The organism is Tenacibaculum sp. TB-56 (assembly GCF_059716275.2).
In genome coordinates, this window is sequence record NZ_CM201367.1 from 1,818,437 (window position 1) to 1,839,239 (window position 20,803).

Here is a 20,803-nt window from a genome sequence, read left to right on the forward strand (position 1 = left end):
TTACATCGATTTTAATTCTTCTTGCAATTTTTTAGTTAATCCTTTTACGACAAGATCATAAGAATGATCAATCAGTTCAAAAGCGAAAGCATCAGAAACATCATTATTTAAAGTAACCGTATTCCAATGTACTTTACTCATGTGAAATCCTGGATTAATACTTTCATATTCTGCACGCAATTCTTGGGCACGTTCAGGATCACATTTTAAGTTGATTTTTGTATCGCCTTGTTCCCAGCTATCTAAACCAACCAAAGCATACATTTTTCCCATCACTTTAAAAACCAAGGTAACTTCATCAAAAGGGAAGTGTTCTGTCACTCCTTTTTTATTGATACAGTAATTGCGTAATTCTTCAATATTCATTATTCAATATACTTTTGAGTGGTTTCAGAAATTTCTAAAGCAGAATAATCTAGTTTCCATCCAATGGTTTCGACCAAGTTTTGCATCAAAGTAACAGCTTCTAAAGCTTCTTTATTTGCGGTTTGCATTAAGTTACTTTCAGGAATTTTTTGAAGAATATGTTCTCTTGCTTCTTTGTTTACTTCGGTTAAATCTTCGGAACTAAACTTGTTAAGTAATCCATTTTGAATATCGTAAAAACGTAAATTAGGTTCTATTGAAAACACTTCAGGTTCTGGAAATTCAGAAAGAATTAATACTTTTTTCTTCGTATCTGTATGCATTTTAATTTTTCTAAAATCAAAACCGATATGTACCTTGGCATTAATTAAAATAATGGCTTTTTTCTTACTAGAAACTAATCCTAAAAATTTCTCTTTGGTGTTTTCGTGATGATAAATCTCAGCAAATTCTCCTTCAACAGTAATTAGTTTAGATACTTTTTTAATCTTATCTAACAGTACCACCGATTGTTTTTCAGTTAAATTTTTTCTTTTAACTGTTGTAAACTTATTAAAAATGTAATAGGATATAATAGCACCTCCTGCTAATCCTAAAAAAAGTAATTCCATAAACACGAATTTACGTAAAATAGGTAAAGCATAAAAGAGAATATATGCTGTAGGAGTTTTTTAGGAGGAAAGTGAGCAAAGGAGAGTTATTTTGTATTTTTATGCTGTTATTATTTCAGTTATCTTCACTGTAACAAAATCGTATTAAATTGATGAAAGTATCAAGCAACACCGAAGCAGAATTACAAGAACGTATTAAAGAGCTAACATGCCTTTACAAGGTGACTTCTTTAATAATAAATGCAGATCTTGAGCAGATAGATGTTACTTTAAAAGCAATTGCCTATAGTTTAAAAAAGGCGCTTCAATTTCCTAAAAACACCGAAGTAGTTATTGAAATAGAAGGAAATATAATAGAAAATAAATCGATAAAGAATAGTGTTTGTATAATTTCGAGTGCTATCCCTGTGTTTAATTTACAAAAAGGTAAAATTGAAGCACATATAGAGGGAGTAGAACTAAAAGAAAATTTATATTTAAAAGAAGAACAAGAGTTGTTTGATACTGTAGCCATAAAAATTGGTGGACTTTTAGAGCGAATAGAAATAAAGAAGAATGAACTGTCGATGAGGCGTAAGATGGAACACGCAGATCGATTGTCTATTTTGGGAGAATTAACTGCAGGTATAGCTCATGAATTGAATACTCCGTTAGCTAATATTTTAGGTTTTTCAGAATTATTAAAGGCAGATTTAAAAGAAAATAACAAGGCACTTCAAGATGTAGAAAAAATTATTCAAAGTGCTATTTTTTCAAGAGAGGTGGTTAAAAAGTTAATGTACTTTGCTTGCGAAATGCCTAATGAAATGAAGCAAGTAAACATTGTTCCTAGTATAAAAAGCGCTATAGATTTATTAGACGCAACATTTAGAAAACACGAGGTAAAGTATATTGTAAAAGTTGAAGATGAAGAGTTGTTGTTGAGGGCTGATACCGTGCAGCTAACACAAATAATTTTCAATCTTACGATTAATGCAATTTATTTTTCTCCTAAAAACGGATTAGTTATAATCGAAACTTTTCAAACGGATAATGAAGTAGTTCTTAGAATTTCTGATGAAGGAAAAGGGCTTACGCCAGAAGCTCTCGAAAAAGTATTTCAGCCTTTCTTTACCACTAAACCGACAGGAGAAGGTACTGGTTTAGGGCTAAGTGTTGTGCACGGAATTGTATCGAGTCATAAAGGAACGATAACAGCTAAAAATGGTAGCGAAAAAGGTGCTATCTTTGAAGTAAGGTTACCAAAATAGAAGAAATGCAACTAAAAAAAGAAAATATACTGATAGTAGATGATGATGTTCATATTTTAGAATTGTTGCACAGGCATTTACAATCCTGGAACTACCATACCTATAAAGCGGTTTCTGTAAAAGAAGCAGTAGCAATTTTAAGAGATACATCAATAGATTTATTGATTACCGATTTAAAAATGCCTGAGGTTGATGGTTTTGAACTTGTAAAGTTTGTTTCTGAACATTATCCGAAATTGCCTAAACTTATTGTAACAGGGTATCCTTCTGTACAAGACTCTCTTGAAGCGATTAAATCTGGAGTAGTAGCTTATTTAACTAAGCCTTTTACGAAAAGTGAGTTAAAAGAAGCGATGGATGATGCCTTGAAAAAGTCAAGAATTACACAAGATTCTACTACTCAAAAAAAAGAACATAAAGAATTTTATGGAGACATGATAGGGGCTTCTGAAAAAATTAATGAAATATTTCAGATAATCGATCGTGTTAAAAATAACAAAGCAACAGTTTCTATCAAAGGAGAAAGTGGAACAGGAAAAGAATTGGTAGCAAGGGCAATACATTATGAAGGAAAGTTTTCAAAAGAACCCTACATAGCTGTAAACTGCGGAGCCATTCCAGAAAACTTGTTAGAGTCTGAATTGTTCGGATATGTAAAAGGTGCTTTTACGGGAGCAGATAAAAATAGAGAAGGATTTTTTCAGGCTGCGAATGGAGGAACTATTTTTTTAGATGAAATAGGAAATGCCTCGTTAAATGTACAAGCTAAATTGTTAAGAGCACTTCAAGAAAAAGAAGTAGTAAAAGTAGGAGCGCAAAAAGCAGAAAAAGTTGATGTTAGAATTATTGCAGCTACAAATAATAACTTGAAAGAAATGATTCAAGAAGGTTCTTTCAGGGAAGACTTGTTTTACAGACTAACAGTAGTTGAAATTGAAGTACCACCATTAAGAGAACGAAAAGAAGATATTTCAATGTTGGCTGAAAAGTTTCTTTTTAAATACGGTGTTGAGTATAAAGACAGGTTTGTAAAGATGAATCCGAAAGCTTTAGCTATTTTAATGCGTTACGATTGGCCAGGAAATATTAGAGAATTAGAAAATATTATACAACGTGCTGTAATTATGTGTGATAGGGTAGTAGAGGTAGAGCATTTACCAGATTCATTAAAGTATAATGTAGACTTTTCAGAAGAAGGATTAATCTCTTTAAAAGAGATGGAAAAACGCCACATACAAAATGTTTTAAACGCAACTAATAATAATAAAACCCAAGCTGCTAAAATTCTTCAAATAGATCGTAAAACCTTACGAGAAAAACTTAAAGAATAAGAAGTCAATTCCTTGGGACTTTTTTACTCGCCTGAGGAAAAATTACCCACTATAAATTTTACTGTAAATTTTATTGAATAACTCAAGTCCTTGTAAACAAAGGGTTTTTTGCTTTTTTGTGTTTTTTGGCACATTTAACGGCACATCATTTGCCTTTAATGAAACAGAAATAAAACGAAACAATTTTATGAATGCAAACCCTTTCAATATTTGTCCGTCGTGTGCGTATATAGACACATGTGTATTGACCAAATCAAAAGAAAAAGTTTGGTCATGTAGTGAATATAATGAGGTAAAATGCAATGAAGAGATTCAGAAAGAAGTAATCGCTGAAAAAGAAGAGGTAGAATTTGTGTAAAAAACAAAAGAATTAAGTTAAAGACTAAATAACAGTTTTTTTACATTAGCAGCCTTAAAACAGACTTACTAAATTTATGAATGTATGAAGAATACAAAAAGTGAAATTTCAGATAGAGAATCGAACTCAAACACAAAAGAGATGACATTAACAAAAGAGTTAAAAGTACCAGCGAAGCCTAAGAATGCTAGAGGTATGGTTGATAATGTACTAGAGCAATTCAATAGTGCATCAGACCAAATAGGGTTACACCCAAATATCCGTAAAATATTAAGTATTACTAATAACGAAGTCATTGTTAACTTTCCTGTAAAAATGGATAACGGAGACGTTGAAATTTTTCAAGGATACCGTGTACAACACAACAATGCATTAGGACCTTATAAAGGAGGTTTACGTTACCACCCAACTGTAGATATCGATGCAGCTAGAGCTTTAGCTATGTGGATGACTTGGAAAACTTCATTAGCAGGTTTACCATACGGTGGAGGTAAAGGAGGTATTCAATTAGATCCTTCTAAATATTCTAAAGATGAATTAGAACGTATTACTAGACGTTTTACGTATGCTTTAGGAGATAACATTGGACCAGAACACGATATTCCTGCTCCAGATGTTAATACAAACGCGCAAACAATGGCGTGGATGGCTGATACGTATATGAGCACTAAAGCTCCTGCTGCGCGCTCAATGAACCAACACGTAGTTACAGGAAAACCAATTGGTAGTGGTGGTTTAGAAGGAAGAGATAGAGCTACTGGTTACGGTGTTTTCTTAACTATCAAATTTTGGATAGAAGAAAATAACGAAACTTTAGAAGGAAAAACGTTCATCGTTCAAGGATTTGGAAACGTAGGATATTGGGCAGCATATTTCTTAGAGCAAGAAGGAGCTAAAATGATAGGAGTTCAAGATGCTTATGGAAGTATTAAGAATGTTAACGGAATTAAGGTAGAAGATCTTTTCAACTATACAAAAGCGAATAACGGAAGTTTAGTTGGTTACCCAGAGTCTGAGGCTATGGAAAAAGAAGATTTCTTTGCGCTTGATTGTGATATCTGTATCCCAGCAGCTTTAGGAAACCAAATAACCGAAAAGAATGCTCACTTAGTAAAAGCTAAATTAATAGCTGAAGGAGCAAATGGTCCAACAAATGTCGAAGGAGAGAAAATTTTGTTAGAAAATGGAGTAACAATTATTCCAGACATTTTATGTAATTCAGGAGGGGTTATTACAAGTTATTTTGAATGGCTTCAAAACCGTAACGGTGAGTTATGGGATATGGAAGAAGTAATTCAAAGGCTAGATAAAAAGTTAAAAGAGTCATATACAAAAGTTTCTGATTACGCTAAGTTAGAAGGAATTGATATGCGTAAAGCTGCATATTGTATAGCTATTCAACGAATAGAAAGAGCTTATGTTCAACGTGGAATTTTCCCATAAAGAGTATCATAAATGAAGCACGGAAGTTTAATTTTAGAAAAAAAAGAGTACGTATATATTAAAAGTTTGCTGAATGTTTCGGAGCATTCTGAAGGTCATCAAGTTCAAAAATCATTAATAAAGTTTGCTGAAGAATTAAAAACAGCAATCATTTTAGATGAAGAAGAAATGTTAGATGATGTAGTACGCTTAAACACTACGGTTACTGTAGCTTCTGGTAATGTTTGGGAAAAAACAATACAGATTGTAAAGCCAACAGAAAAAGACCTGAAAAATGATAAGGTTTCTATATTAACTCCAATAGGAATAGCCCTTTTTGGATATGCATTAAACGATGTTGTTCATTGGGAATTTCCAGGAGGAAATAAAGAAGTTAAAATTTTAAAGGTTACTCAAGAAGTAGTAGGAAGCGAAAACCTCAATTCCTTAATTTAAAATACTATAAAAGTTATGACACTTAATAATAGCGATATAGATGTAGTACACAAGTACAATCATGTAGAACTAAAAGGGTGGGTAGATCAATTACAGTATATAGATAAAGAGATTGATAACCTTTTAAATTTATATGCAAACGCTTTAGGAGAAAAAAGTATTCCAACAGGAATACAAGAGCTTTTCTCTCAAAGAAAAAAATTAAACAAAGCGCTTTACGAAAAAGTGCTACCATATTCAATTACCTATACCAATGTTGCAGAATGTGATGACATTCAATGTGATATGGCGTATTTAGGAGAGTATGATAGATTACGTGAAAGTTATAAAGATAATTTAGAGGCTTACCAACAACTAAAAGATAAGTTGTTTGAAGAGGCTCTAAGAAAAGAATAACATACTTGTGAAAGCAAGTTTGTTAGATTAGTAGATTTAGTTGATAAACCTTGGGATTCTCATCCCAAGGTTTCTGTTTTTTAACAGACTTATTTTATTGATAAATACAGTAAGTTTAACTTTTTAATTATAGTTCATGCATACTAAGTAGATGAAAATGCACTAAAAACAAGCTAACTGTTTTTGGTACAGTGGTTCTTTAGAAGTATTTTATAAAATAGGAAGTTTATGCTTTTGAAGGAAATTAATAGTGATTGAGTAAAACAATATTAAAATAAAAAACCCTGTTAATCTTTCGATTAACAGGGTTTTGTTTGTCGGGGTGGCAGGATTCGAACCTGCGACCTCCTGCTCCCAAAGCAGGCGCGATGACCGGGCTACGCTACACCCCGTGTTAATTGGGACTGCAAATGTAGAAAAAAAAAGTAAACTACAAATAAAAAAATGATTTTTTTGTCAAATAATCTGACCTTATAAAACGATAGTTAAAATATATTTAAAAGAAGATAATAGAAGTAAAAAAAAATTACATTTGTAACTTCAAAATTTTAAGATAATGGCAGAAAAAATTAAATGTTTGATTATTGGATCTGGTCACTGCAGGATATACAGCGGCAATTTATGCAGCAAGAGCAGATATGAAACCAGTTATGTACACAGGAATGCAAATGGGAGGGCAGTTAACAACAACTACTGAAGTTGATAATTTTCCAGGATATCCAAAAGGAACTGATGGTACAGCAATGATGGAAGATTTAAAAAGTCAAGCAGAGCGTTTCGGAACTGATGTTCGTTTTGGAATGGTTACTAAAGTTGAATTTTCTGAAGAAGAAGGAGGAGTTCACAAAGTAATCGTAGACGACACAACAGAGATAGAAGCGCAAACCGTAATTATCTCTACAGGAGCTACTGCTAAATATTTAGGATTAGAAAGTGAACAACGTTTAATAGGTGGTGGAGTTTCAGCTTGTGCTACTTGTGACGGATTCTTTTATAAAGGACAAGAAGTTGTGGTTGTAGGAGCAGGAGATACCGCTGCTGAAGAGGCAACGTATTTAGCGAACATTTGTAGTAAAGTAACTATGTTAGTTCGTAAAGATTATATGCGTGCTTCTAAGGCAATGCAACACCGTGTGAATAAAACAGAAAATATTACAGTAATGTACAATACTGAAATAGATGAAGTTTTAGGAGAGAATGTTGTTGAAGGTGTTCGTGCTGTAAACAATGAAACAGGAGAGAAAACAGAAATTCCTGTAACAGGAGTGTTTGTTGCTATCGGACACAAACCTAACACTGAATTGTTTAAAGGAGTGTTAGAAATGGATGAAACAGGTTATTTAATCACCAAAGGAAAGTCTACAAAAACTAATTTACCAGGAGTTTTTGCAGCAGGTGATGTACAAGATAAAGAATATCGTCAAGCAGTAACAGCAGCTGGTACAGGATGTATGGCAGCGTTAGATGCAGAACGTTATTTAGGTGCTTTAGAATAATACTTTAAAGAATAAAACAAAAAAGAGCTCTTAAAATTTAAGAGCTCTTTTTTTATGGATGAAAATCATATTCATTTTTAATGTGATCTATTTTTCAACAGATAGTTTTATGGTTTTAGAAACTTTAAATTCTCCTTTGGGCGCTATTTTGTAAATAAACTATATTCTTGTTTTTTATACTAAAGGCTCAGCTTTAAAACCTTTACTTTTTACAATAGTAATTACTTCATCCGCAGTAATTCCTTTAGAGCTTACGGTAAGAATTTTATCCTCTAAATTAGTATCTACATTCCAATGGCAAATACCTTCAGCACTGTCTAAATCAGCTTGTACTTTTGATACACACCTTCCGCAGTTAAGGTTTGTTTTGAATTTTAACTCTTTATTATTTTCCATGAGATTAAAAATTTATTTGTTATTGAATACTGCAAATTTCAGCACAACACCGTTGTTTGTTGTTGTACAATTTTAAGATTGATTTGTGAGATTTACAGATTTAATCACTAAGTTAGATTTTACTTTTTCCATTTTAAACGTAAGCTATTGGTAACTACACTAACACTACTCATAGCCATAGCTGCACCAGCAATCATGGGGTTTAGTAAAAAGCCATTAAATGGGTATAAAATACCCGCAGCAATAGGAATACCAATAAGGTTATAAATAAATGCCCAAAACAGGTTTTGTTTAATGGTAGCTACCGTTTGTTTTGAAAGCTTTATAGCTTGTGGTATTTTACTTAGGTCAGATGATATAATGGTCATTTTAGCAACATCCATTGCAATATCACTACCTTTTCCCATGGCAATACTTACATCGGCAGTAGCTAGGGCAGTACTGTCGTTAATACCATCACCCACCATAGCAACGGTTTTTCCTTGTTGCTGTAACTCTTTTACAAAATCAGCTTTGTGTTGTGGTAATACTTCAGCTTTGTAATGTTGAATACCTGTTTCTTTAGCAATAGATTTCGCGGTAGCTTCGTTGTCACCCGTAAGCATGTATAAATCAATATCCATAGCCTGTAACTCTTTAATAGCTTGTACAGAGGTTTCTTTTATTTTGTCTGAAATAGCAAGTACAGAAAGTGCTTCTTTACTATTAGCAAACCAAATAACAGTTTTAGCCTGTTTACTCCATTCGTCTGCTTGTTTTAAAAGTTCTTCCGCTATGGTAACCTTATTTTCAGCCAATAACTTTTTATTACCAACAAAAAAGGTTTCTCCGTTATAATCAGCCTTAGCACCCTTGCCCGTAATACTGTCGAAATTTGTTAGTGGGGTAGTGGCAGTATCTCCTAAAAACTTTACAACAGCTTCTGCTAATGGATGTTCAGATTTTTTCTCGATACTTAAAAGTATGTTCTTAGCGGTGTCATCATTACGTAGCCAAGATATACCTGTAACTTCAGGTTTTCCCTCGGTAATAGTTCCTGTTTTATCTAAAATAATAGCGTTTACTTTTTTAGCCGATTCAAGGCTTTCAGCATCTTTAATTAAAATACCATTTTCGGCACCTTTACCCACACCCACCATAATAGCGGTAGGAGTAGCAAGTCCTAAAGCACAAGGGCATGCAATAACCAATACGGTGATAGCAGCTAACAACCCCTGAACCAATCCGTTATCACCCCCTAAAATAAACCATATAATAAATGTAATAACAGCAATACTCATTACCACAGGAACGAAAATACCTGCAATTTTGTCAACCAATTTCTGTACAGGAGCTTTACTACCTTGTGCATCTTGTACCATTTTAATAATTTGAGCCAACATGGTTTCTTTTCCAACCTTAATGGCTTTGAATAGGAAACTTCCTTTTTGATTGATGGTTCCTGCAAATACTTTTTCATTTTCTTCTTTTAGTACCGGAACAGGTTCGCCACTTAACATGCTTTCATCTACATACGAGCTTCCAGAGGTAACCATACCGTCTACCGCAATTTTTTCTCCTGGTTTGACAAGAATAGTATCATTTACGTTCACTTCTTCAATAGCAGTTTGCTTTTCCGTTCCGTCAGGTTGTATCACAACCACCGTTTTAGGTTGTAAGCCCATCAATTTTTTAATGGCAGATGAGGTGTTTCCTTTGGCTTTTTCTTCTAATAGTTTTCCTAACAGAATAAATGCGATAATAACCGCAGCTGCCTCAAAATATACATGTGCTTCTAATCCTCTAGATTCCCAAAACTTAGGAAATAACATATTGAATACACTAAATATATACGCTATACCTGTACTTAAAGCGACCAAAGTGTCCATATTTGCAGAACGATGTTTGGCTTGCTTCCATGCATTGATAAAAAAGTCTTTTCCAAACCATAATAATACGGGGGTAGAGAAGGCCCACATAATAGGGTTAGCGTAAGGCATATTCATAAAAAACATACCAATAACAACTACAGGCAACGAAAGTAATACCGACCATGTAGTTTTGGTTTTTAGTTGCTTGAACTTCTTTTCATGAATAGCTTCGAGGGTTTCTTGTTGTTTGGTTTCGTCTTCAATTAACAAATCATAACCCGCACCTTGTACTGCTTTTTGCAATTTTGTAGCATTAGTCATGTTTGGAAGATATTCTACCGTTAAATTTCCACTAGCAAAATTTACTGAGGCATTTACGACACCTGGTTCGTTGCTAACAATACTTTCGGCACTTCCTGCACATGAGGCACAAGTCATACCCAATACTGGAAATACTTTTTTAACAGTGGTTACACCGTAGCCCAAATCTTTTATAGCGGTAACGGCGTTTGCAAGAACTTCTTCGTTAGCAACCGTAATAGCAGCTCTTTGGTTGTTTAGTTCTACTTTATGGGTTTCAATCCCCTCAACCTGTGCTAATCCTTTTTCAACGATTAAAGCACAGTGTTCACTTTCCACACCTTCTAGAGGTAGGTAAATGATATCTTTATTGTTATTTGTTGCCATTTTTTTACTGTATTAATTGTACAATACAAAGTTGGCATTAAGTTAGAGAAAATTTATTGTGGAATTTTGGAATTGATTTATAAGATTTACACCTCGTCTAATGGTTTTCTTCTGTCTTTACGGATTTTTTTAAAGTGACTAGGCGTTAATCCTGTAACTTTTTTAAACTGATTGCTTAAATATGCCACGCTTGAATAGTGTAAACGGAAAGCAATTTCACTTAATGATAATTCATCGTAAACAAGTAATTCTTTTACCTTTTCTATTTTTTGAGCAATAAAATACTTTTCAATAGTAGTACCTTCTACTTCAGAAAAAAGGTTGGATAAGTAATTATAATCGTGATGTAGTTCGTTGCTTAATAGTTCAGATAGATTGATTTTTGTTTCACTATCTTGATGGTGTACCAAATTGATGATTAAGTTTTTTATCTTTTCAATAATGCGACTTTTTTTATCATCAATAATTTCGAAGCCTAAATCAAGTAAAATCTTATCTAGATGTTCTTTTTCATGTGAAGTAAGTTCTTTTTCGAGTATAACCTCACCCAATTTAATGCTTTTAACACCAACACCTAATTTGTCTAATTCATTTTGAATGACTAGGATACAGCGATTGCAAACCATGTTTTTGATAAAAAGAGTCATCATATTTTTCCTACTCTATAAATTTTGTTTTTCAATCAGTTAAATTTTCAGCGGTTAGTTTGGGCATTGCACACAACGGTCTCCTTTACTTTGATATTATTAAATTTAACAAGAGTAGAGAGGAGAACTCGAACGGTCTTTAGGTAATACCTATTACACGTAATAGTCCTCTCTACTTCTTGCACGACGTTTAGTTGAACTACTTGGAATACCTAGCCACTATGGCTCATTAAAGGAAATAGTTGCAAAACGTCATTAATCATTAATTTTTTAAATATATGAAAAAAGTAAGAGATGTAATTGGGATTGATGTATCAAAAAAGACCATTGATGCCACCTTATACAACAGTAGGCAACATGCGGTATTTTCAAATGATGAAGAGGGATATGAAGAGCTTATCCGATGGAGTAAACGCCATTTAGAAACATCAGAGTATTTTTTCTGTTTTGAAAATACAGGGAATTATTCCTTAAAGCTATCGGTTTTTTTGTCGTCACTATCACTTATTTATGTAGAAGAAAGCCCTATACGAATTAAACGTAGTACAGGTCTTGCTAGAGAGAAGACAGATAAACTAGATTCCTACATGATTGCCCGATTTGGATGGATATACCGAGAAGAATTAGAACCCAGTAATGTAAAGCCAAAAGAGTTTCAAGAGATTGGTAGGCTTTTAGCTTTGCGAGATCAAATGGTAAGAGACCGTAGTGGTTTAAAATCTACTTTAAAAGAGCAAAAGCATTTGCTTTCAAGTCCTTCAACAGACCCTTGTTGTAAGATATTAGAACGCTCAATAAAGTACATTGACAAGCAAGTATTATCTATAGAGAAACGTATGAAAGAATTATTAAAGACAGATGATAAGTTACAGCACAACTATGAGTTGTTAAGGACTGTAAAAGGAGTAGGTCTGATATTAAGTTGTCAATTACTTTATCATACATCCAATTTTATGAAATTTAATAACTGGCGTTCATTTTCAAGTTATTGTGGAATCGCCCCATTTGAATATAGCTCAGGAAGCTCTATTAGGCGACGAAAACAAAGCCACTATATAGGCGATAGAAAAATGAAGACATTATTAAGTATGGTTGCTGTTTCAGCGATACAGTCTGATCAGGAGTTAAAGAATTATTATCACAGAAAGTTAGAGGAAGGCAAACATAAAATGATTGTATTAAACAACGTTAGAAATAAAATTTTAGCACGCAGTTTTGCAGTAATTAAAAGAGGTACTCCCTTTGTAAATATAGCAGCAGTAAATTTCTAAAAAAAACTTGTTTTTTACCTTGGAATACGTATAACCGTCAGTTACGGGTTAATATGCGTTAATTTTCGGTTTGGCACAGACTTTAGCAATTCCGAGTGGATTCGGACGTAGTCGAATCCGCCGTAATTGCGGTTATACATCTTAAGTTAGCACAAGTATTTTTTTATAATTCGTATTTCCATTCCTTTTTTTCTTTATCAAATTCAATTGTTAAATGTCGAATATAAGGAACAGAAATGTTCGTTTTTCTATGCTTTTTCATTTCCCATTTTTGGATTTTTTTTACTAACTCAATTGCATCTTTTTCAAATTCACTTAGTGGTTTTCTTAACTTTATTTTAAATTCAGTTGGAAGATTAAATATTGAATCAGTTTTAATTTGATAACCATAATGTGTAGTTACAGAATTCAGTTTACCATTTTTATCAATATATAATTTTAACCACGTAAAAGGTTTTTTATAATCTTTAATTTTTCCAGTTTTTAATATAGAATCAATATTAGAAATTGGTTTTGTATAATTGAAACCGTGTTCAGATAGATAAATGTAATTTTCCAATTCAAAAGAATTTCCATTGTCTAATATTTTTTGTTCATTCTTTCCTATTTGTCTGTAATCAATATTTTTAGAATTAGAGCAAATATTTGGGAAACGGAATTTTCCTTTATATCTGCTTGTATATACCAGCCAAACTTCTCCTTTTTCTGGATAAGGATCACAGTCTGAACCTATTCCTATATACTTTCCTTCTGAATTAAACCTTCCTTTTGAAAATACTTCAAATTCTAATTTTTTAGGTAAATCTCCGTTCTTATAATGTTTTGAAATATCAAAGGTAATTTTATAAGTTAAACTGTCTTTAGCGTAAACTTTTGAAACTATTTTTCCTTCAAAAACATATTCTGATGAATAAAATTCCATAATTGGATTAGTTTCACTACAATCACAAGCAAAAATAAAAGTCGAAACCAGAATTGTAAATATTGTCAGGATTTGTTTTTTCATATTTGTGCTAACGTTAGCGTATAAATTTCAGTTGCGGAAAATCGGTACGATTTTCCGATTGAGACTGAAAGATAGAAAATTGCAATGAATTTCCGTAGGAAATTCAGTCGCAATTGAATTTATACATCTTAAGTTAGCAATTGTTTAACTTTAGTAATAAAAACCAGAAAGAAAAAAGCGTAGAGTAAGGTTATGATATACGTTGAAACCTAGATTTCGTCAACATTGATAATCCCTACGCTTTACTACTTTAAATTCGTTCAGTTCTGTGAGACCAAGATCTCGATTTCAAGTTGTTGAATTGATAGTAGTTATTTTTCTTTCCAATCCTTTTTTCTTATGAGTAAAAATAAACAATTTTTAGGAATCGATGTAAGTAAAGATGTTTTAGATGTGTATGATTATCAAGGTAATTGGTATCAGTTTAAAAATGATTCATCAGGCTTTAAAGAGCTGTTGTTAATCACAAGTGATTTAACTCATTGTATAATGGAAGCCACAGGGTATTATCATGTACGATTAGCTTATTTTTTAACAGAAAAAGGAGTTTTGGTATCAGTAGAAAATCCGTTGAAGATAAAACGTTTTATTCAAATGAATTTATCAAAAGTAAAGACGGATAAGAGTGATGCAAAGCAGCTATATAATTATGGTGTAAGTCAAGCCCCTTCTATATGGAAAGGAGAAAGCAAGGAACAACAAGAATGTTTACAAATAGTACGTTTGTTGAGTGTTTATACGAAACAATCTACTCAATTAAAGAATAAGCTTCATGGCGAATCAGTATTAGGAACTCCATCAAAATTGGTAGTTAGTTCCTTAAAAAGGCAACTAAAAAATATACAAAAAGAGATGGTTAAATTAGAAGATTTGTTGCTAGAGAATGTAAAAAAGAGCTATCAAGAAGAATTGACTTTATTAAAGTCAATTCCAGGAATAGGGGGTAAAACAGCATTAATGTTATTAGTTTTTACCGATGGATTTAAGCGCTTTACTTCGGCAAAGGAGCTGTGCAGTTACGCAGGTATAACTCCTGTTATTAGAGAGTCAGGCAGTAGTATAAAAGGAAGACCTCGAATAAGTAAAATGGGTAATCCAAAGCTTAGAAATTTATTGTTTATGTGTAGTTTTAATGCTTGTAAATACAACAAAACATGTAGAGAACTTTATGACCGAATTGTAGCTAAGGGTAAGAGTAAAAAACTTGCTTTAATAGCGGTGTGTAATAAGCTACTAAAACAAGCTTTTGCAATAGTAAAAAGTGGTTTGCCTTATGATGCAAATTATAAAAGTACTTTGGTTTAAAAAAGTATAAAATTTACTTGTTTTTTACCTCAGTTCTTTGTTGTACAACGTTTTTTAATTCATTTACTAATTCTGTTGAGTTTTCAGAACTAAAATATATTTTTCATTGTCAGTTACAATTTTCATCATTTCCTATCTGTTTTTAACGAAACTTTGAAATTGTCCATTGCACTTTCAATAAACCAAAAACATCTTTGTTACCAATAGTCATTGTAGGATTCGAATATTCTAATTTTCAATTTCTTTTATTTTCGAAAACGGAATTGCAATCTGTCAATTTTCTTTTTAGAATAATCTTTTCTTTTCCAATTATTATTTTATTCAGTGAATTCTCATAGAAGCAAAATATTGTTCCAATTATCTATGAACATAAAACAGCTTCTCCAATTAAACCATAACTGTTGTTTGTGATTTTAAAGTCAGAGCAATTAAGAAGAATAGAATAAATGACACTAACTGTAATTATCTTAACCATTAAAGAATTTTTACTTCTGAAAATTTTCATTTCAAAAGTCTATTCGTTTAACGAAAATATCATTGGTTTTCTTTAGATAACTTTTTCTTTATGATATTCAGAATATGAGGTTTATTAGTCTTGTAAATATAATAATCATAAATAAGCCATACACTTACAAAAACTCCAATCAAATATTTAAAATCTGAATCTCCTAATGTAAAATATTGATACAAAGTTATAGGAAGACATACTATACCAATAATAAATAAAATTGTCTGTGTCGTGTTTTTTTTCATCTTTTTAACTTTTATATTCAATTCATTAGTAGTCAATGTGGTGGATTTGTTACAGTTTTGATTGAAGTTATGAATTTCCAAATGTTGTACAACGGTTTTGGCTATGATTTCGTTACGGAATGGCACGTGAGTGTCATTCCGACGTTGACCGAAAGATAGCAAAAATGAATGGAATTTCCTACCGGAATTTAAGAAACCCTTATTTATAAGGGGTTTCAATTAAAAAGGCAACAATAAGGCAACAAATATTTGATTATAAGAACTAATCAAAGGAAAGAAATAATAGATAAAATTAGGAACTTATTAAACGATAAAAATAAAACCGTTCGTGTAGAACGGTTTTATTATTTAAACATCAACCGTTAATTAGCTGTTCCAGAGCCTAAATAAACGCTGTTTGACACGATACTACCATCTGCTGTAGTAAATGCCATAAAAAGCTCAACAGTATCTCCTGCGTATGTACTTGGAATTGTAATGATTTGTGATCCTACAGTTCTATCAGCACCATCAAGAATATACATTGATTCTTTTTTACTTGGATTGTAAACTAAAACCATTGCTTTATCAGTTGCATTTGCATTACCTTCAGCAGAGTTATCATCCCAAGTAAATTCTACTTGTCCCGCAGTTGCTAAATCTGTTGCAGGGTTCAATGCTCCTGATAAGTTACCTCTACTTAATAAAGCTAAAGCATAATCTACAGTAAAGTTTGGTGCAGCTCCTGTAATAGCATTATTCAATACATAAGACATTGCTGCATTAAACTCTGTTTTTTGCACCGCATAAGATTTATACCCTTTCTTGATAAAACCTAAATTCGGTTGAAGATACTCCAAAGTAACAGTAAACTTGTTTCTTTGGTTAACTTGTCCTTCTGTTCGTGGATTTGCCACATTTGAAGGCTTAATTCTCAAATAGTCAATACCTTTCCAAGAAGCACCGACTACGTTTCCTACTTTTCCTGATACACCGCCCAGGATTCCTTGTGAAATAACACCCATTGTATATAAAAATTAAAATTACTACTTGTTCGGAGTTGGTACGGACTTGGTATAGCCTTTCACCAACACAAGTAATATATGGCAAATACTATGCTAATAGATTGATTTGGTTTTTGTTGCCCTTTGTTGCCCGATTTTGCTTTTTAGAAAATAGATTTTGTATATATGACACTTTTAAATCTGCCATTTTTGAAATGACTTTTTGTAATTCTGCTTCTTTTTGGCTAATAGCTGACACAATACTAATATGCTTCTGCAACTCTTTAGATTCATTTAGTAATGAAGTGTAGCTATATTTAAGCGTGTTTCTGCAATCATTTATTGAAATAAACGGAATTACACTACCTTTTAAATAATACGCATAGAAACCGCCTATTTGTAGCATCATTGATAAATGATAAAGGGTGTGTTTTTCTTCTTCGGTTGGTACAGTTACCACAAAGCAATTAGGACAGGGATTTATTAAAGGCTTTCCGCTGTTTTGCCCTTTGTTCAGGATAAAAAAATGAGGTTGCGAATAGGTTCTTCCGATTTGGTGTGTTTTCAGTTCAAAAGTTGACATAGCTATCCAATTTAAAATTGCTTCGCTACGCTTCGCACCATTAATTTTTTAAAAGAAAAACAATAAAAAAAGAAAGCCGTATGTTTTTGTGGCGTGGATAAGGCTGTCAAGGTTTTTGGAAAAAATACTACCCTCTTTTTTAAATAATATTGGGGTGGAGATTTTTTTCAAAACCCGTAGGGCGTGACCTTTATAGCCTTGCGCGTTGGCTGTGGTAGCCACATATATTTGCTACCTTTTTTTATGTATTTTTTGTTGTTCTAAAACATCTAATATGTCTTCTTTTTTATAAAAAATTCTGTTGCCCATACGAATTGGATTTAAAATGCCGTGTTTATTCCAGGAATGTATTGTTACTAAACTTATCTTTAAATAATCGGATACTTCTTGTCTTGTTAGGATTTCATCATTTTGTTTTTTAGATAATTCTTTAAGGTAGTTTTCAATTTTAAACATTAGTTTATCTGCTACCGCATCTGCTAATTCATCTATTGTAACCTCTGTGATTTGGATTGTTTTTGTAATCATCTTGTTTTCTTTTTAGTTAATTGATTTCCACTTTTTGGGGCATAAACTCTTAAAAAAATAGGTTATTACCAATTTGAGCGTTGGATGAAGCGTTTGTATGGGTAGCGTTTTAAATAGTTGTTTGATAAAACAGCATTTAAACAAGCTACTTATACAGGACTTTTAGGCAATAGCTTTTTGTTTTTTTGAGGTACGAGAAAAAGCAATATGCTATGGCGTATTACTACATTTTATGAACCTATTTTTTTAAAACCGCTGACTTGGGTGGTGGGGAAAAGTGGTCTTTTATATTTGTTAACGAAATGAAACAAACAAAGACTTGAGGTAAGGAATACTTGGACTTAACGATGGTTTTGTGCAGCTTGAATAAGGTAACGAATATGCATCATTTTAAGCTAAATTTTCATATGGCTATTGTTTCAGTTTAGTTCGGATTTTTATTAAAAGTTCGGGTGTGAGCGTGGGAAAAGCGGCTATTTTACATAATGGCGTTATAACTACAGCTTTGGTGATGCGGTGGGTGTAGCGGCTGCTATTATAACTACCCGTTATGTAAACATAGCTTGGGGTAGTTTTTGGTGTGAGGGATGGCAACAGCTCTTTGCTTTTTTATTGTACTACTTTTAAAATATAATAGCAAATAAAATAAGCAATGTGCTGTGTGAGGGTTGGCAACCAAAAACTACAAGTGCGGTGGATAGCGGAACAAAACAAAAGACAGAGGATTTTGAGGTACGAAAAAACTGGGTTTTGGGTTGTGGGGACAATTACCAACTCATTCGTTGTAATCTAACTGCATTTAAAATTGCTAATAATGCTACTCCTACATCTGCAAAAACTGCTTCCCACATTGTAGCTAAACCACCTGCTCCTAAAATTAAGACAATGACTTTAACACCAAAAGCTAAAATGATATTTTGCCAAACGATTTTTCGTGTGGAACGACTTATTTTAATGGCTCTAACTACTTTTGAAGGTTGGTCGGTTTGAATGATAACGTCTGCTGTTTCAATAGCTACATCACTACCCAAACCACCCATTGCAATTCCAACGTTACTTGCTGCTAAAACAGGCGCATCGTTTATACCATCCCCTATAAATGCTACTTTATTTTCAGGATTCTTTTTTAATATTTCAACTTCGTTTAACTTATCTTCTGGAAGTAAATCACCTTTTGCATTTTCGATGTTCAACTCTTTAGCGACTTGTTGAGTAATGGAATCTTTGTCACCAGAAAGCATCATAATATTTTTAATGCCTACTTTGTGTAATGCTGTAATTGTTTCTTTGGCATCTTCTTTTAATTCGTCTGCTATTACCACATAACCAGCAAACTTGTTATCTATTGCAACTAATACAATAGATTCTACAATATTTTCCGTTTCCGCTGGGACTTCTATATTATTAGCAATCATTAATGCTTTATTACCTACTAAAACTGTTTTACTATTTACAATTCCTTTTAATCCTTTACCTGCAATTTCAGAAACGTCTTGAGCTTCAAAATCTTCTCCTTCTGATTTATACTCTAAAATTGCTTTAGCAATTGGATGCGTGGATTGTTCTTCCATCGCCATTAAATATTGCATAAATTCGGTTTCTTTCCAATCAATTGCTTTTACTTCTTTGATTTTAAAAACACCTTTAGTTACGGTTCCTGTTTTGTCCATTACCAAAGTATTTATCTTGGTCATTGCATCTAAAAATGAAGCACCTTTAAATAAGATTCCATTTTTTGAAGCTGCTCCCAATCCACCGAAATATCCTAATGGAATTGAAATCACTAACGCACAAGGACAAGATATTACCAAGAAAATTAATGCTCTGTATAACCAATCTCTAAACACATAATCATCTACAAAAAAGTAAGGTATAAAAGTAACACCAATAGCTAAAAACACTACAATTGGTGTGTAGATACGAGCAAACTGTCTGATGAATAATTCTGTTTTAGATTTACGTGCTGTTGCATTTTGAACCAAGTCTAATATTCTCGCAATAGAACTGTCTTCAAACTTATTGGTTACCTCAACTTCAATAACGCTTTCCAAATTAATACTACCCGCGTAAACCTTTGCTTCTTTTTGAATGGAATCTGGTTTGCTTTCTCCTGTTAACGCAGCTGTATTTAAAGATGCTTTTTCGGATAATAAAATGCCATCCAATGGAATTTTTTCACCTACACGAATTTGAATTTTCTCTCCAATATTGACAACTTCAGGCGAAACACTTTTATAATCTCCCTCACGAAATACATTGGCTTCTTTAGGTCTAACATCTAATAATGCTTTTATATTTCCTTTTGCACGATTTACAGCAGCACTTTGAAATAATTCGCCTACTGCATAAAATAGCATTACTGCAACACCTTCGGGATATTCACCAATAACAAATGCACCAATGGTTGCTATAGACATTAAAAAGAACTCTGTAAAAACATCACCTTTTTTAATACTAATCCAACCCTCTTTTACAACAGGAAACCCTACAGGAAGATATGCAATACCATACCAAGCAATACGAATCCAATCCTTAAAGAATGAAACATCAAAATAATCTAAACCTATACCAATGATAAGCATTGAAAAACTTATTATTGCAGGCACGTAGGTTTTGAATGCACTTCCATTACCGTGATTATGACCATCATTATGCGTGTGTTGCACTTCTGAATTTGGTTTTAAATCTCTTAAATTGACTTTCTTTTTTTTCATTTAATATCTAATAATTTTTCAATGTCATTGGGAATAGGCATTCGTTTTAATGGTGGCACGTTTGCTCCACCAGTATTACCAAGTGGAACGTGATTTATAAATGATTTCCAGCCACCCACAAGCAACCTAATTATTTGACCTATTACTTCTTTCGTATCTTTTTGTCTAAATCCAAACTTTAGCATAAGCCAATGTGAATAGGTATGTTCTATAGGATAAGATTGTCCTATTATATGACTACGTTCTAAATGATACCAAGCATTACCAAACTGCTTATTTTCTAAACAGAATCTGTATTGTTTTAATTCTTGGTTATACGCCTGTTTTAGATGTTTAGGTATTTTAGTATTAAACTTCATATCCTCTAATTTTGGATAAATGTACTTTAATAGTA

At 32.6% G+C, this 20,803-nt stretch carries 19 protein-coding genes, 1 tRNA gene and 1 pseudogene; 9 read left to right on the top strand and 12 right to left on the bottom strand.

The genetic code is table 11. The features are described 5' to 3' along the window. Entirely contained in the window at window positions 1–366 is a 366-nt protein-coding gene (locus tag AC3VI6_RS08790) for an MmcQ/YjbR family DNA-binding protein (RefSeq protein ID WP_497705906.1), read from the bottom strand. Then, entirely contained in the window at window positions 366–977 is a 612-nt protein-coding gene (locus AC3VI6_RS08795; protein ID WP_497705907.1) for a DUF4230 domain-containing protein, read from the bottom strand. Before AC3VI6_RS08795 ends, AC3VI6_RS08790 begins: the two co-directional genes overlap by 1 nt. Window positions 978–1,129: 152 nt before the next feature. On the opposite strand from AC3VI6_RS08795, the gene AC3VI6_RS08800 reads away from it, so the two are divergent. From AC3VI6_RS08800 to AC3VI6_RS08825, 6 genes are all read left to right on the top strand, one after another. Next, complete coding sequence (locus tag AC3VI6_RS08800; RefSeq protein ID WP_497705908.1) at window positions 1,130–2,227, top strand: sensor histidine kinase; 1,098 nt, start codon at window positions 1,130–1,132, stop codon at window positions 2,225–2,227. A 5-nt stretch (window positions 2,228–2,232) separates the two neighbouring features. Continuing rightward, on the top strand, window positions 2,233–3,558 hold the full coding sequence (locus tag AC3VI6_RS08805) for a sigma-54-dependent transcriptional regulator (RefSeq protein ID WP_435254376.1): 1,326 nt from the start codon (window positions 2,233–2,235) through the stop codon (window positions 3,556–3,558). Window positions 3,559–3,745: 187 nt separating this feature from the next. Beyond that, window positions 3,746–3,916 carry a hypothetical protein gene (locus tag AC3VI6_RS08810; RefSeq protein WP_299000184.1) on the top strand — a complete coding sequence of 57 codons (171 nt, stop codon included), beginning with the start codon at window positions 3,746–3,748 and terminating at the stop codon, window positions 3,914–3,916. A gap of 141 nt (window positions 3,917–4,057) precedes the next feature. Next, window positions 4,058–5,359 (top strand): Glu/Leu/Phe/Val family dehydrogenase, encoded by a 1,302-nt coding sequence (locus AC3VI6_RS08815; RefSeq protein WP_497706583.1) that lies wholly within the window; start codon window positions 4,058–4,060, stop codon window positions 5,357–5,359. Between the two features lie 12 nt (window positions 5,360–5,371). Next, a complete protein-coding gene (locus AC3VI6_RS08820) occupies window positions 5,372–5,794 on the top strand; it encodes a GreA/GreB family elongation factor (RefSeq protein WP_274634531.1) in 423 nt (140 codons plus the stop codon). A 15-nt stretch (window positions 5,795–5,809) separates the two neighbouring features. After that, the gene (locus AC3VI6_RS08825) at window positions 5,810–6,190 is read left to right on the top strand and encodes a hypothetical protein (RefSeq protein WP_435254377.1); all 381 of its coding nucleotides are present in this window, start codon (window positions 5,810–5,812) and stop codon (window positions 6,188–6,190) included. A gap of 317 nt (window positions 6,191–6,507) precedes the next feature. Here AC3VI6_RS08825 and AC3VI6_RS08830 read toward each other — a convergent pair. Further along, window positions 6,508–6,582: transfer RNA gene (locus tag AC3VI6_RS08830), tRNA-Pro, on the bottom strand. Window positions 6,583–6,746: 164 nt separating this feature from the next. Here AC3VI6_RS08830 and trxB point away from each other — a divergent pair. After that, window positions 6,747–7,686: pseudogene (trxB, locus tag AC3VI6_RS08835) on the top strand (thioredoxin-disulfide reductase). A gap of 174 nt (window positions 7,687–7,860) precedes the next feature. Here the strand turns inward: trxB and AC3VI6_RS08840 are convergent. The 3 genes from AC3VI6_RS08840 to AC3VI6_RS08850 form a co-directional block, all read right to left on the bottom strand. Further along, window positions 7,861–8,082 (bottom strand): heavy-metal-associated domain-containing protein, encoded by a 222-nt coding sequence (locus AC3VI6_RS08840; RefSeq protein ID WP_497705909.1) that lies wholly within the window; start codon window positions 8,080–8,082, stop codon window positions 7,861–7,863. A gap of 119 nt (window positions 8,083–8,201) precedes the next feature. Next, window positions 8,202–10,619, bottom strand: coding sequence for a heavy metal translocating P-type ATPase (locus AC3VI6_RS08845; protein ID WP_497705910.1), 2,418 nt, complete (start codon window positions 10,617–10,619; stop codon window positions 8,202–8,204). 86 nt (window positions 10,620–10,705) lie between these two features. Beyond that, the gene (locus AC3VI6_RS08850) at window positions 10,706–11,269 is read right to left on the bottom strand and encodes a helix-turn-helix domain-containing protein (RefSeq protein WP_497705911.1); all 564 of its coding nucleotides are present in this window, start codon (window positions 11,267–11,269) and stop codon (window positions 10,706–10,708) included. 275 nt (window positions 11,270–11,544) lie between these two features. On the opposite strand from AC3VI6_RS08850, the gene AC3VI6_RS08855 reads away from it, so the two are divergent. Beyond that, window positions 11,545–12,537 carry an IS110 family RNA-guided transposase gene (locus tag AC3VI6_RS08855; RefSeq protein ID WP_497705409.1) on the top strand — a complete coding sequence of 331 codons (993 nt, stop codon included), beginning with the start codon at window positions 11,545–11,547 and terminating at the stop codon, window positions 12,535–12,537. 163 nt (window positions 12,538–12,700) lie between these two features. On the opposite strand, the gene AC3VI6_RS08860 is transcribed toward AC3VI6_RS08855, so the two are convergent. After that, window positions 12,701–13,459, bottom strand: a complete 759-nt coding sequence (locus AC3VI6_RS08860) for a hypothetical protein (RefSeq protein WP_497705912.1) — start codon at window positions 13,457–13,459, stop codon at window positions 12,701–12,703. A gap of 423 nt (window positions 13,460–13,882) precedes the next feature. On the opposite strand from AC3VI6_RS08860, the gene AC3VI6_RS08865 reads away from it, so the two are divergent. Then, window positions 13,883–14,848: an IS110 family RNA-guided transposase gene (locus AC3VI6_RS08865; protein WP_497705913.1), complete on the top strand. Its 966-nt coding sequence runs from the start codon at window positions 13,883–13,885 to the stop codon at window positions 14,846–14,848. A gap of 1,115 nt (window positions 14,849–15,963) precedes the next feature. Here AC3VI6_RS08865 and AC3VI6_RS08870 read toward each other — a convergent pair. The 5 genes from AC3VI6_RS08870 to AC3VI6_RS08890 form a co-directional block, all read right to left on the bottom strand. Then, the gene (locus tag AC3VI6_RS08870) at window positions 15,964–16,605 is read right to left on the bottom strand and encodes a DUF6266 family protein (RefSeq protein ID WP_253680652.1); all 642 of its coding nucleotides are present in this window, start codon (window positions 16,603–16,605) and stop codon (window positions 15,964–15,966) included. An 88-nt stretch (window positions 16,606–16,693) separates the two neighbouring features. Beyond that, a complete protein-coding gene (locus AC3VI6_RS08875; protein ID WP_223077119.1) occupies window positions 16,694–17,167 on the bottom strand; it encodes a DUF6943 family protein in 474 nt (157 codons plus the stop codon). Window positions 17,168–17,398: 231 nt separating this feature from the next. After that, entirely contained in the window at window positions 17,399–17,695 is a 297-nt protein-coding gene (locus AC3VI6_RS08880) for a helix-turn-helix domain-containing protein (RefSeq protein ID WP_223077120.1), read from the bottom strand. A gap of 767 nt (window positions 17,696–18,462) precedes the next feature. Then, window positions 18,463–20,409: a heavy metal translocating P-type ATPase gene (locus tag AC3VI6_RS08885; protein WP_497705914.1), complete on the bottom strand. Its 1,947-nt coding sequence runs from the start codon at window positions 20,407–20,409 to the stop codon at window positions 18,463–18,465. Beyond that, window positions 20,406–20,768, bottom strand: a complete 363-nt coding sequence (locus AC3VI6_RS08890; RefSeq protein WP_497705915.1) for a DUF3703 domain-containing protein — start codon at window positions 20,766–20,768, stop codon at window positions 20,406–20,408. The genes AC3VI6_RS08885 and AC3VI6_RS08890 overlap by 4 nt, the downstream gene beginning before the upstream one ends. Window positions 20,769–20,803 lie beyond the last annotated feature (35 nt).